Source organism: Shewanella marina JCM 15074 (genome assembly GCF_000614975.1).
Lineage (GTDB): Bacteria > Pseudomonadota > Gammaproteobacteria > Enterobacterales > Shewanellaceae > Shewanella > Shewanella marina.
In genome coordinates this window covers 1-14469 of sequence record NZ_BALM01000011.1, presented here as the reverse complement: position 1 = coordinate 14469, position 14469 = coordinate 1, and the positions used below count along the sequence as shown (strand labels likewise).

The 14469-nt window shown below is 39.9% G+C and carries 9 protein-coding genes, 2 pseudogenes and 1 riboswitch; of the genes and pseudogenes, 2 read left to right on the top strand and 9 right to left on the bottom strand.

The window, feature by feature from the left end; translation table 11 throughout:
• Positions 1-41: 41 nt before the first annotated feature.
• From cobT to JCM15074_RS09880, 4 genes and pseudogenes are all read right to left on the bottom strand, one after another.
• On the bottom strand, positions 42-1073 hold the full coding sequence (gene cobT / locus JCM15074_RS09895) for a nicotinate-nucleotide--dimethylbenzimidazole phosphoribosyltransferase (RefSeq protein ID WP_025821054.1): 1032 nt from the start codon (positions 1071-1073) through the stop codon (positions 42-44).
• Positions 1074-1091: 18 nt separating this feature from the next.
• Positions 1092-2128: pseudogene (locus JCM15074_RS21735) on the bottom strand (FecCD family ABC transporter permease).
• On the bottom strand, positions 2103-2897 hold the full coding sequence (locus JCM15074_RS21730) for an ABC transporter ATP-binding protein (RefSeq protein WP_037469536.1): 795 nt from the start codon (positions 2895-2897) through the stop codon (positions 2103-2105). The pseudogene JCM15074_RS21735 and the gene JCM15074_RS21730 overlap by 26 nt, the downstream one beginning before the upstream one ends.
• A 33-nt stretch (positions 2898-2930) precedes the next feature.
• Positions 2931-3078, bottom strand: a riboswitch (cobalamin riboswitch).
• A 19-nt stretch (positions 3079-3097) separates the two neighbouring features.
• Positions 3098-3703, bottom strand: a complete 606-nt coding sequence (locus tag JCM15074_RS09880) for a histidine phosphatase family protein (RefSeq protein WP_037469556.1) — start codon at positions 3701-3703, stop codon at positions 3098-3100.
• A 179-nt stretch (positions 3704-3882) separates the two neighbouring features.
• Between JCM15074_RS09880 and metH the strand changes: the two are divergent.
• Positions 3883-7589 (top strand): annotated as a pseudogene (gene metH / locus JCM15074_RS21725) (methionine synthase).
• Between the two features lie 61 nt (positions 7590-7650).
• Here the strand turns inward: metH and JCM15074_RS09870 are convergent.
• Positions 7651-7842: a hypothetical protein gene (locus JCM15074_RS09870; protein ID WP_025821052.1), complete on the bottom strand. Its 192-nt coding sequence runs from the start codon at positions 7840-7842 to the stop codon at positions 7651-7653.
• A 345-nt stretch (positions 7843-8187) separates the two neighbouring features.
• On the opposite strand from JCM15074_RS09870, the gene JCM15074_RS09865 reads away from it, so the two are divergent.
• A complete protein-coding gene (locus JCM15074_RS09865) occupies positions 8188-9897 on the top strand; it encodes a tetratricopeptide repeat protein (protein WP_025821051.1) in 1710 nt (569 codons plus the stop codon).
• Between the two features lie 67 nt (positions 9898-9964).
• On the opposite strand, the gene JCM15074_RS09860 is transcribed toward JCM15074_RS09865, so the two are convergent.
• From JCM15074_RS09860 to JCM15074_RS09845, 4 genes are all read right to left on the bottom strand, one after another.
• Entirely contained in the window at positions 9965-10213 is a 249-nt protein-coding gene (locus JCM15074_RS09860) for a DUF3297 family protein (RefSeq protein ID WP_025821050.1), read from the bottom strand.
• Positions 10214-10297: 84 nt separating this feature from the next.
• Entirely contained in the window at positions 10298-12457 is a 2160-nt protein-coding gene (locus tag JCM15074_RS09855) for a peptidase domain-containing ABC transporter (RefSeq protein ID WP_025821049.1), read from the bottom strand.
• A gap of 1 nt (position 12458) precedes the next feature.
• Positions 12459-13721 (bottom strand): HlyD family secretion protein, encoded by a 1263-nt coding sequence (locus tag JCM15074_RS09850; RefSeq protein WP_025821048.1) that lies wholly within the window; start codon positions 13719-13721, stop codon positions 12459-12461.
• 17 nt (positions 13722-13738) lie between these two features.
• Positions 13739-14305, bottom strand: coding sequence for a UCP032817 domain-containing protein (locus tag JCM15074_RS09845; protein WP_025821047.1), 567 nt, complete (start codon positions 14303-14305; stop codon positions 13739-13741).
• Positions 14306-14469: the final 164 nt, after the last annotated feature.

Below are 14469 nucleotides of genomic sequence, written 5' to 3'. Positions count from 1 at the left end.
ACAAGAAATAACCCAATTTGACGCTTTAACATAACATGGCCTTAAACTACAGAATTAACACCAGCATCTTCAAAACTGGCCATTTGATTATAAAAATTTGCTGCGGCCTCAATTAATGGATAGGCCAACACAGCACCACTCCCTTCCCCCAAGCGTAATCCTAAATCTAATAATGGTTTAGCCGCGAGATTAGCTAACATCAATTGATGGCCTTGTTCATGGGAGGTATGAGCAAAAATCAGGTAATCTTTAACATGGGGATTTAACTTTACTGCGGCTAATGCCGCTGCAGATGCGATAAAACCATCGATGATAACGAGCATGTTAGCTTGTGCTGCAGCGAGCATAGTGGCGGTCATTTGCACGATTTCAAAACCACCCAATGCAGCCAATATTGCCTTAGTATCACCACGTTTGTCTTGATGTAAAACAACTGCATCAGCAACTAGCTGTCGTTTTCTAATTAATGTCTGTTCATCTATTCCCGTGCCAGCACCAACACAGAGATCGCTATCTATATCTAATAATGCTGTCATTAAGGCTGACGCAGATGAGGTGTTGCCAATCCCCATTTCCCCCAGCAATAACAGATTGATACCTTGTTGACGGTGATACTCAACGCGTTGATTAGCAAATTCAAAGCCCTGTTCCAAGGTAGTTAACGACATAGCCTCAGTAACATTAATGGCCTCAGTACCCGCCCCTAATCGCTGGTTAATCACGCCCAATGAATCATCTAACGGCGATAACATGCCGCAATCAATCACCTCTAAATCAATCTGCATTTGTCTGCAAAACACATTGATAGCCGCGCCGCCTGCAACAAAGTTATGCACCATCTGCTGGGTCACTTCACTTGGCGCAATCGAAACACCGGCTCTCGCCAAACCATGATCTGCTGCAAAAATCATGGCTTGGGGCATTAACTTAATATGCTGATGCCCTAATACTGCCGCTAATTGTGCTGCCAGCGGTTCTAATTTGCCTAATGCGCCAATGGGTTTAGTTTTATTGTTAATTTTATGCCAAATTGCGCTGTCATTAACGGTTGAAACGGGTGTAATGCAATACATAGCTGTAATACCTATCAATTAGCGCTGACGCTTTTTAAGAATAAATAAGAAAAAGATGCTGCCCATTGCAGCGGTGATAATACCAATAGGTAACTCTTGATTGGTTAGCAACATGCGAGCAAATACGTCGACCCACACCATAAAGATACCGCCTAACAAACCGACAAATAAAAATGAATATTGTTGGGGAAAAAGCAAACGCGCACAATGTGGGATCATCAAACCGACAAAGCCAATACCGCCACAAAATGCCACTAACACCGCAGTGAGTAATGAGCACACCCCCAGCATCAACAATCTCACTTTAACCACATTAACACCAAGACTGTGAGCGGTTTCATCACCCGCACTTAACGCCTTTAGTGGCCGTTTATAAGCAACAATGATGCAGTAACTAATGCTCAAGGCTAACAATGGCCAAATTAAAATAGGCATGATGCACGGGTAAAGCTGCCTAAACTCCAAAACAGCACACTCGCAGCCGCCTGAGGGTCAGCAAAATACAGTAATAAGCTCGATAAGGCGGCAAACATAAATGAAGTGACTACACCTGCTAATAGCATCCGCTCAACTTGGCGATTAACTTGCCGGCCACTTAAGCCAACCACAATGACCATTGCCGCTAATGCCCCAAGCATAGCGCCAGTGCTAATACCAATATGCCCGAGTTTATTATTGAATAGGGTAAGCATCACCACTGCGCCAAATGAAGCACCTGATGAGATACCAAATAGATAGGGATCGGCTAAAGGATTTCGGGTCACTCGTTGTAATACTGCCCCAGCTAAAGCAAGACCAGCCCCAGCCATAAAAGCCAATAGCATGCGCGGTAATCGTAATTGCCAAATAACTTGTTGAACTAAAGGGTCTGGCGTTGCTGTCGACCAAATAGAACTAATTGAGTCAGGCAACAAATGATTTATCACCTGCACCATTGATACTGGGTATGCGCCTAAAGATAAACTAAATAAAAAAGTAAAAAGTGCGAGTACAAACAATACCCAAGACAAAGAGCAATAATGATGCTGCTTAGTCATAAGTCGCCTCACTATCATAAAAATATTGCACCATTGGTCGCTGGTGATACGGATGCGGTTTGATTTGGCATTTAACCCCAAAAACATCAGCAATGGTTGCCTCTGTAATCACATCATCTGGAGTACCATGAGCAACAACACAACCATGATTTAATAACAATATTTGGTCACAAATCGCGCTGGCTAAGTTCAGATCATGAATAGAGACGATCACCGTTAAATTAAGCTTTTTAATTAAGGTTAAAATTTGAATTTGATAACGAATATCAAGATGATTCGTCGGTTCATCTAAAATCAACAGCTTAGGCTTTTGTACAATCGCTCGGGCAATCAAGGCGCGTTGTCGCTCACCACCAGATAACTCACTTAACATGCAGTTGGCTTTGTCAAGTAATCCAACCATAGTCAATGCTTGCTCAACTTGCTGTTGATCATCCAAAGTATGACCTTCAAACCAACTTTTATGCGGTAACATTCCCATCGCCACTAAATCAAAGGTGGTGCTAATAAAGTGATCGTTATTTTCTTGTTGTACCACCGCAACTTGCTTAGCCAGTTGACGTAAGCTCATTTTGCTGACATCTTCACCAAATAGCATGACTTGACCACTATTAGCCTGAATAAATCGATAGATTGCTCGTAATAAACTCGACTTACCCGCACCGTTAGGGCCAATGACAGCCAGCATTTGAGACTGCGGCAACTCAAAACTAATCTCAGATAAAATCGATTTTGCATCGATTTTCCAAGATAAAGAGCAAACCGTTAATGCTTTGTTCTGTGACATGAATATCCTTTACGCTTAAGTGCACCCGCTTAAGCAAAAAACAACATTAAGGCTGGTGTCTGACTTGTGCTAAGCACTCACAGTTGCGGGGACAGTCAGTATCTAATTGATATAATACGAGATACACATTCCCATTTAAGTTAGTCATAAAATAACTAACACCTTAACGAAGCTAACTTCCCATACTCAACATATAGGTCTTAATCTGGCCAACAAAGCTGTAGAAACTGCTGACCATCTGTTGTTATTGATAATTTTATTTGCAGCAAGGCAGCATAAGGTAAGTGCAAGGCATTGTAAAAACCCACTTGCTTTGAACAACCTAAAACATAACTAAGCAGAAAACGAATAACGCCCGCATGACACACCACCAGCGCATCTTGCTGTTGTTGCTCGACTAACTGTAATACATGTTGCCAAGCTTGCATCACCCTTAATTCAAATTCCATCATGGTTTCACCTGCTGGCGGCGGATTGTGCCAAGGATCTTGCCAAAATGCATCTAATTGCTGTGGATAATCTTGATATAACTGCTGGTAGGTTTGCCCATCCCAATCGCCAAAATTAAATTCGGCTAATTGCGTAACACAATGAATGACCTCTGAAGGCCATTGTAGCTGACAAAAATGCAGGCAACGTTGCAGTGGTGAGGTCACAATTAATGAAGGTAAATGCTCAAACTTTGCCAATGCTTGTTGCATTTGTTGCTGGCCTAATGAGGTTAATGCCACATCAGTGCGCCCCCGTAAAATATCCCCACCTTGGCATTGACCATGACGCAAAAGATAAATAGAAAATTGCTGCATCGCTAAATCGTCACTCACATAAATATTAACAAATGATTAATTACTGATTAACGCTTGTCCTTAATCTTCTAACTCGGCTATTATGGACGTCTATACGGATATATGTCCAAAACTAAATCCTATTTTCTCAAAAAATAACAACATTATGAATATTTGGACTCTAAAGGTTGGTAAATAATATGACATCATCGCATTCTGCCTTACACCCCATTGAACACGAACTCAACCAACGTATTTTGATTCTTGATGGTGCTATGGGAACAATGATCCAAAATCATCAACTTTCAGAAGTCGATTTTAGAGGCCAGCGTTTTAAAGATTGGCACTGTGATGTCAAAGGTAACAATGATCTTTTAGTGCTCACTCAGCCACAAATTATCAAAGATATCCATCTGCCTATCTCAATGCTGGCGCCGATATTATTGAAACTAATACCTTTAACGCGACCACTATTGCGATGGCCGATTACGATATGCAATCGATTGCAGCAGACATTAACTTAGCTGCAGCGAAAATTGCACGATCCGCGGCTGATGAAGTGAGCCAAATTACGGGGATACCAAAATTTGTTGCAGGAGTACTCGGGCCAACTAACCGTACCTGCTCAATCAGTCCTGATGTTAATGATCCCAGTTATCGTAATATCCATTTTGATCAGTTAGTCAGTGCCTATAAAGAATCATGTCATGCACTTATTGAGGGCGGAGTTGATTTGATCATGGTGGAAACCATCTTTGATACGCTCAATGCCAAAGCCGCTTTATTTGCCATTGATGAAGTATTTTGTCAGCGCAATATCAAATTACCCGTCATGATATCGGGCACCATCACAGATGCTTCAGGTCGCACCTTAACCGGCCAAACAACCGAGGCATTTTATAACTCATTACGCCATATCAAACCTCTATCTATGGGGCTCAATTGCGCACTGGGCCCTAAAGAACTAAGTCCCTATATTGAAGAATTAAGCCGTATAAGTGAAAGTTATGTTTCTGCTCATCCTAATGCGGGATTGCCCAATGAATTTGGTGGTTATGATGAAACGCCGCAGCAGATGGCACAAGTTATTGCAGATTGGGCAGCCAGAGGTCTAATCAATATTATTGGCGGCTGTTGTGGTACCACACCAAAACATATTACCGCAATTAAACAAGCCGTTGCTTGCTATTCACCACGGCCATTACCGACTATCGAAGTTGCATGTCGTTTATCAGGCCTAGAACCCTTAACCATAGATAAAGATTCACTGTTTGTGAATGTGGGAGAGCGCACAAACGTCACGGGTTCAGCACGATTTTTACGGCTGATTAAAGAGGGACAATTTGAAACTGCTCTCGATGTTGCCCGAGATCAAGTTGAAAATGGCGCACAAATTATCGATATCAATATGGATGAAGGCATGTTGGATGGAGTTGAGATGATGGCTAAGTTTTTAAACTTGGTCGCATCTGAGCCAGATATATCCAAAGTGCCTGTAATGATCGACTCATCCAAATGGGAGGTGATTGAGGCTGGATTAAAATGCATTCAAGGTAAGGGGATTGTTAACTCAATATCGCTTAAAGAGGGAGAAACTAAATTTATTGAACAGGCCAAATTAATCAAACGCTATGGCGCCGCTGCCATTGTGATGGCGTTTGATGAAGCGGGTCAAGCAGACACTAAAGCACGTAAAATTGAGATCTGCACTCGTGCTTATCGTGTCCTTGTTGATCGCGTCGGTTTTGCACCTGAAGACATTATTTTTGACCCCAATATTTTCGCTATCGCCACCGGTATTGAGGAACACGATAACTATGGTGTCGACTTTATTGAAGCGACCGCAGAAATTAAACGCACTCTGCCACATGCCATGATCTCAGGTGGCGTATCGAATGTGTCGTTTTCATTTAGAGGCAACAACCCCGTCCGTGAGGCAATCCATGCGGTATTCCTTTACCACGCCATCAAGGCGGGAATGAGCATGGGCATTGTCAATCCAAGTCAACTGGCAATTTATGATGATATTGATGCAGAACTTAAACCGTTAGTTGAACATGTGGTACTCAACTTACCTTGCCCCCTTACTAATTCAAACAATACTGAACAATTACTCGACGTAGCAGAAAAATATCGCGGAGATGGGGCAAAAGCTGAATCTAAAACTGATTTAAGTTGGCGGCAACTCCCAGTCAATAAACGACTTGAGCATGCACTGGTAAAAGGGATCACTGAGTATATTGACCAAGATACTGAAGAAGCACGTGCAGCTGCTAGCAGACCACTAGATGTGATTGAAGGGCCATTAATGGATGGCATGAATGTGGTGGGAGATCTATTTGGTTCAGGCAAAATGTTTTTACCTCAAGTAGTCAAATCTGCTCGGGTCATGAAAAAAGCTGTTTCTTATTTAAATCCTTATATTGAAGCTGAAAAAATAGCTGGCCAATCCAATGGCAAGATTTTAATGGTCACGGTAAAAGGCGATGTACATGATATCGGCAAAAATATTGTCGGCGTGGTACTGGCTTGTAATGGCTATGAAGTGATCGATCTAGGCGTAATGGTACCGGTTGAGAAAATAATCGAAGTCGCGAAAGCTGAAAATGTCGACATTATTGGTATGTCGGGGTTAATCACCCCAAGCTTAGATGAAATGGTTCATAACGTTAAAACCTTTCACCGTGAAGGACTAACGATTCCAGCCATTATTGGTGGTGCTACCTGCTCTAAGATCCATACCGCAGTCAAGATTGCTCCCCACGCTCCTCATGGGGCTATCTATATTGCGGATGCCTCTAGAGCCGTGCCAATGGTGAGTAAGTTAATTAATAACCAAACCCGTCAGGCAACAATTGATGCCATCTATGACGAATATCAAACCATGCGTGACAAGCGTAATAGCCAAACTAAACGTAAAAAAATTATCTCTATTGAAGAAGCAAGAGCCAATCGATGCCAACATGATTGGCACAATTATCAAGCCATACCCCCTAATAAGTTAGGCATCCAAGTATTTGATGATTATCCTCTGACTGATTTAGTCGAGCGTATTGATTGGACGCCTTTTTTTAGAAGTTGGGAGTTACATGGTCATTATCCAGAAATCCTAGAAGATAAGGTGGTCGGTGAAGAAGCACGCAAACTGTTTAGCGATGGCAAACAGATGCTTAACCAGATCATTAATGAAAAATGGTTAACGGCTAAAGCGGTCATAGGCTTATTCCCCGCAAATAGCATCAATCATGATGATATTGAACTCTATACCGATGAAACGCGTCAACAAACCTTGTTAACCACGCATCATTTACGGATGCAGATTGAGCGAGTCAGTAATAACAACTTCTGTTTAGCTGACTTTGTCGCACCGAAAGAAAGTGGTGTGGCAGACTATATGGGTGGTTTTGCCGTTACTGCGGGGCATGGCATCGACGCACATATTGCGCGATTTGAAGCTAATCATGATGATTACAGTGCCATTATGCTCAAATGTTTAGCCGATCGCTTAGCAGAAGCTTTTGCTGAACGAATGCATGAACGAGTGCGTAAAGAATTTTGGGGTTATGCCACTGATGAATCGCTCGATAATGAAGCCCTTATCCGTGAAAAATACAAAGGTATTCGACCTGCGCCAGGTTATCCTGCTTGCCCAGATCACACAGAAAAAGGGTTACTCTGGCAGTTATTGCAACCTGATCAAAATATCGATCTTAATATCACTGAAAGTTATGCCATGTACCCAACCGCAGCCGTCAGCGGCTGGTACTTTGCCCACCCACAATCACGTTACTTTGGGGTAACCAATATTGGTCGCGATCAAGTTGAAGATTATGCCAACCGAAAAGGAATGACCATCGCCGAAGCTGAAAAATGGCTACAACCGGTACTGGATTACGATACAGATTAATCAGTACAAACAAGCTAACCGTTAATATTGTTTAACGGTTAGCTTGCTTTGTTTTAGTTATTTAATTTTGAGGTGGTATTTGGCAATACACACAAAATTGATGTCCATTACATATACCTTCGTTCACGCCTCCAGAGCAATTATCCAATAATGCATCATCAATGGTTTGCAAACGTTCATCTTTAGCATCGGCTTGTAACTCAGCCTCATGACTATTTTTATTCATACTTTTTTGATTCTTTGTTGGATTCATCTGTCTAGCCCTCTTCATTATTTTAGTCCGCAATTATCTCAATCAATACTTACAAAAACTGAATAACTGCTGGCACACATCAAGTTGTAGTTGCGACTGCCGCAAGTAAAATTAAAACGATTAATTTGTTAAAAATTTGGACTATATTTGCTATTTTTGCTAGGGTCATCTAGGGCTTAAATTAGGGAAAATATGACAGTTACAGGGCATGTTTTGCTTCTAACAACTTGAAATACATAGGACTTGTAAACCTGACTTTTTAACTTATTTTATAAGCGAACAGAGACATACATTGTTTATTTTCGCTTATTGAGATAATAAGAGATTGATAAGGAACATCTACTGATGGATTTCGAAAGGTACTTACACAGAAGTTGCAATTTATTCGTTTATTTAGTCACTTTTCTTACTATATTTTCGACTCAAGCAGATGAATTAGTATGTCGTCCGCATAATATTGAACAAACTAATGTTAGCCAGCAAATCTTAAAATGCGAGAATCTACTCAAAACATTAAAACCTGATAGTCAACAATACATATTATCCAGCTTGGCACTGTCGACACTGTATCAAGAAATAGGCGATCTCACCTCTGCAGAAACCTTACTTAAAACCAACTTAAAACAAGTCTCAAATCTAGATCCCACCTTAGCGATTCGCCTCCACCGTCAATTAGGTATTAGTTATTTCCACCAACGTTTGTATGAACAAGCTTTTAAAGAGTTTGAGCAATCCCTTTCTCTAGCAATTGAAATAAAGAACAACAAACTTGTTTCACTAAGCTATAACGACTTAGCCAATATCTATAAAGTTTACGGTGATTTTGATACCAGCATTCAATTGCTAATGAAAAGTTATGAACTCCATAATCAGGAAAAAAATAAGCTAGGACAAGCGGTTGTACTAAACAACTTAGGCTCCTTATATGTTGACCAACACAAGCTTAACGAAGCGATTGTGTCATATCGTAATGCCTACTCACTTTTTAATGATATCGGCCAATCGCTCAGAGCTAACAATACCCTGTCAAAACTAGGCTATGCCTTCTATTTAAATGGAGACACACATAAGGCGTTAGAATTACTCAATAATGCTGCAGATATATTTAAGCAGGAAAATGCCTTTCGATATTTATCAAATGCTTATGTACTATTGGCAGAGATAACCGCACAATCCAATCAACTTAGCCAAGCACAATCATGGTTAGATCAAGCTAAGCATACCTTTAATTTATTCCAATCATCTGAGCAAAACCCTAAATATTGGTATATTCAAGGCATCATTTATGAAAAGCAGAACAAACTAGAGCAAGCTTATCAAGCCTTTGAAATGGCATACCAATTAATGAAAAAAAATAAAGAGTATAAACTACAAGAACAGCTCTATACGGCGATGGCGACGCTCAGTGAAAAACAACTTAACTTTGAACAATCCAGCAAATACTGGCGTTTATATGCAGATACATTATCTTCGCAACTTATTCGTAAAAATGATCTAAGAATTGAAAAAATTAAGAGCTCATTTACATTTACCCCACAGCCTGCAACGACCGATAATAAATTGTTTTTTCCTTTATTTTGGATACTAGCAGCGATAATCATTGGCTCGCTATTAGTAATATGGGGATGGCATCATTTCCGCACTAAAACCGCAACAGCAATTACGCCTGAAAACCAAAGCACACCAGAGACAACTAAACAGGTGACACCACCAATAAAAGAGATCAGCGATGATGAGGTTAAAAGTCAATTAATCGAGTTAATGCATTTAGCCCTACAAATGTGGGAAGAAAATACCCAAACAGGTAAATTAGAACTGGCACAACAGAGTAAAATTTGGAGCGTGGGTATTGATGATGGCCGCTTACGTGCTAGGGCGATGGAGCGTTATTTTAGCTTAGCTACCCTACCACAAAATCCAAGATGGCGTACTGTCGTAAGAACCTGTAATTTTGTCCTACAAAAATGCCAAGGTCAAAGCCTGTATCGACAAGAGCTAGAAACTAAACTCATGCAGCTTCAAACTCAAATAAAGTCTCGCTCAATGCATAAATAACACAATAAAAAAGGGTCTAAATAAATTAGACCCTTGTTAAATTCTGCAATTAATTACCCAAACAAGGTTACTTAATAAATGCTTCAACAGTACCTTTTAAGGTAATTAACATCGGTTGACCGAAACGATCTAGCGCTTTAGGCGAAGGAATTTTTACCCAACCTTCACTGATGCAATATTCTTCAACATCAAAACGCTCTTTGCCGTTTAAACGGATACCAATGTCATGCTCAAAAAATTCTGCCACATGAAAACGGCTACGTGGATTACCTGAAAGGCGATCTGGTAAAGCTGGTTGTGATTGAGTGTCGCTCATATTATTTCTTACCCAAAGTCAAAAAGTGCGCCATTGTAGACAATATAAAGCTATCGCTCAACAATTGTAGTTGGCTTATACCTATCATGCAGAGGCAAATGCAGCACTATTTGCGCGGCGGCGTTGACCAAAGTCCTCTTTACTGATTTCCTGCACACCATTTTTATCAAAACGCAAAATGCGATCTGCTGTCATCACTGTCTGCGGTCGGTGAGCAATCATAATTCGCGTAATATTAAGCTGCTTTACTGCCGCATTAACATGTTGTTCGGTCGCTAAGTCTAAGCTCGAGGTCGCCTCATCTAAGAATAAAATCTTAGGTCGCTTATAAAAAGCTCTAGCCAACAGTAGACGTTGTGCTTGCCCACCAGAAAGACTCGATCCCATATCACCAATCAGAGAACGATAAGCCATGGGCAACCGCTGTATGTCTTTATCTATCCCCGCAAGTTCAGCACATTTTTCAGCCCACTGACGATCAGGTTCTTGGCTGAAAAATGTAATATTATCCATAATGGTGCCAGATAAAAGTTGATCGTTTTGCAAGACGCTAGCCACTTGATTTCTAAAGTTAACTAAACCGATCTTACGAATATCTCGACCATCAACTAAGACCTGCCCTTGGCTCGGTTTTAATAATCCTAACATCACTTTCATGAGCGTGCTTTTTCCACAACCTGATGGCCCAACAATCGCGACTGAATCACCACTACTTATGGTTAAGCTTAAGTTATTTAACACATCTCGCTCTTCGTCAGAATAGCTAAATTGAATCTCTTTAAGCGTCAAATTACCAGCCACATTAAATTCATCATCTGCTTCGCCCAAATCACTTTCTTGTTCCGTTAAGGTGATATCGCCCAAACGCTCCAAGTGCAGATAACACATTTTAAACTCAATATATTTATCAATGAGATTATTAATTTTTTGCTCAAACTGAGTTTTATATGACACAAAAGCTAGTAACATTCCCACAGTTAAAATATTCGTCATCACCATTTCAGCCCCCAGGTAAATGACTAGAATATTTTCAACACCAAAAATAAGCATGCTGGTCCAGCTAAACATGACTCGTAGACGCTCAACTTTAATCGAGGTATTAGCACTGTCGACATTGAAATTATTAAACAGGCTTAACCTGTCGGCCTCTTTAGTAAATAACTTAATACTCTGAATGCCCCGTACCGACTCCATAAAATTGCTGTCTTTCTTTGCAGTGGCAACAATATTCTCACGGTTTACATGGCGTAGCTTTTGATATGACACCACCCGTACTAATAAATACAAGGCTGAAGCCAATACCACCAATAACATGAGTTCAATGCTGTAGATGTACATCATCACTAATAAGCCGATGACGATTAGACCATCAACAATACTTTCAACTAACGTGGTAGTCAGTAGATTTTTAATCGATTCTAATGAGCGAAAACGTGATACCACATCACCAATATGACGCTTTTCAAAGTAATCCATCGGCAATTTAAACAGATGACCGACCAAATTCGAGTTCATCTGCAATGACAACTGATTACCTAATAACATAATCAATAATGACCTGAGTCCAGTCGATAAAGCCTGTAGTAGCAACACGCAGCCAAAACCAATTGCAAGTATCATCAACAAACTATAATCATTGCTGATAATGACGTCGTCCACAGTAAGCTGCATAAATATTGGCGTCACCAAAATAAATGCTTGTAATAACATCGAAAAAATAAAAATCGTCAGTAAAGATTGTTTCCAGCCTTCTAAGTTGGTCCAGAATGAACTTAACGACGCCGTTTCAACGTGTTCTTGTTTTTTAAAATCATTTTTAGGCGTAAGTTCTAGTGCCACACCGGTGTAGCTATCTGACATCTCTGCCAAAGAGCACACTCGTAAACCTGTAGCAGGGTCATGAATATGAAATTTGTTACCCGATATTTTTTTCAATACCACAAAATGATCAAGATCCCAGTGAATAATACAAGGTGTCTTTAGCTGCTTCATATCTTCTAACTGACACTGTACCGCTCTATGTTCTAAGCCAATTTTATCCGCTAATTGGGTCAGTCCACGTAAAGTAGAGCCTGTCATTGATACTCGATGCATTTGGCGCAAATGAAATAAATCGATATTACAGCCATAATATCCAGCAATCATCGCCATAGCAGCTAAACCACATTCAGCGGCTTCTGTTTGTAAAATAACAGGTAAAGACTGCTTACCAGAAAAATTAATTCGATCAATTAAGTTATTCATGTTAACTGTCCCTTAAGCTGTAAATAGGCTCTAAAATCCATTGCACCAATGAACGATCTTCAAGTTTTACGCTTGCTTCTAACTCCATTCCAACACCTAAGCTAATCAGGTCCTCGCCAACCTTAATGTGTTGCGATGTTAGCGACACCACCACCTTATAAACGGCGCCAGACAGCTCGACCGTGGTTTGCAACTCTTCCGGTAATGAAATGACCTTTGAAACACTAGCAACTTGTCCCTGCTGCAAGCCAAAGTGCTGATATGGAAAGGCGCTATAGCGCATGGCAACTTGTTGGCCTTCCTTAATAAAACCAATGGAGCTTGCAGGCACATATAACTCTGCTTGCAAAGTAGAATCAGCGGGGATCAAACTGCCAATCAATTCGCCTTTTTTAATGTACTCACCAATAAACGAATGCTGAGTGGCGATAACGCCTGCTGTGGGCGCATAAATTCGATAATCAATTTTAGCGGAAGCATCGACAATGCGTTGCTCATTCTCAATCAGTTTACGCTCGAGTAAGTTAATTTTTTCATTAAAAACAGCAGGCATTAATGCTAAGTCATTATTCAGTTCCGTGAGTTTAGTTTCACTATTTGTGATTTTTAAATTCAGATCGTTACGTTTAGTTTTCAGCGCTAAATAATCTTCATAGACATTGTCGATTTGGGCTTGATTGGTATGCCCTGAAGCTAATAGTTGCTCATTACGTTGTAGACTTTTACGTGCTAACACCAAACGTTCGTCATAGATAACGAGCTGTTGTTCAAGATGATTAATCTCACTCTTTTTAGCGACTATTCTGTCACTTAATAGCTGTTTATCGAGCACCATCTTTTGTTCGGCAATCTTAATATCTTCTTGTAAAGACTGGTTTAATTGTTGTTGTTGCAGCAAAATATTTTGATCTAAGTTTTTATCTAAAGAACTATGTCGCTCAGTTGAAATAACATATAGCAGTTGCCCTTTCGCAACGATATCGCCTTCATTAAATAACTGCTGCTCAATTTTTCCTTCACGGCTCGCACTTAATTTTACAACGCCTTTATCTACAGTAATGACCCCAAATACAGTGGCGTGTTTAGCGTAATTCCCCATAAATAAATAAACGACAAAAACACAAATTGCGATAAATAAAATATAGGCAATCCACTTGTACTCAGGCGGTTGACGTAGCAGCACTTCACCTAACGTTTTTACTTTATTATTCTTTTCCAAAACCTCTTTTCTAAAAAGTTTATCTCTATCAGAAAAATACTGCATACCGTCCTCCCGTTTGTCTAAGCTGCGCCAGACATTTCGCCTCTCATCCGCTCAAACTCATTGCGTTTATTTTCAGAACGCTGATGTTCAGCCTCATAAGCCATCTGACACAGTGATTCAACCGTATATTGACTTGGATATTCTTTATACCAACGAATAAATACATCTTTACCTAAATGATCATAAATAAACTCATACTGCCAACGTTTACTGTCCATCAATATTTTCTTTCGTTCCGCAACTGACATATCTTTATATTTGTCAGCTTCTTTCTTTTTATTTGATTCAGTATTAGGCGAGTGATGTAAATATTGACCAAATAACGCTTTACAGAAACCACTATACTCTCGAGTGAATAAAATAAAGTTGTGCCACATTTCATCTAAAACAACTAATTGGGCATCAATCACTAATGGTTTTTTGATTCCTTCAGCTCTGACTTTATAAGCTAGCCACAACCAACGTTTAACATCATCAAATATAATATTGGCTTGTTCTTTATCAACACCATAATTTTTTATAAAGCGAGCAACAATATCTTCATTTTGATATGCCATCACCTGTTCTAACTTTATTTCTTTCATAGCAAACTCCTGTTTACTTAATCTTGCCTACATAGTAATAAACAAGATTAAGTATAAATACTGTAATAATGGAGGCTGTAAATACGATATGTGATATTAATTTTTATTTATTAGCCTCTATACATTACATGGGACAATTTATTATTGGAAAAAACAAGGCCACT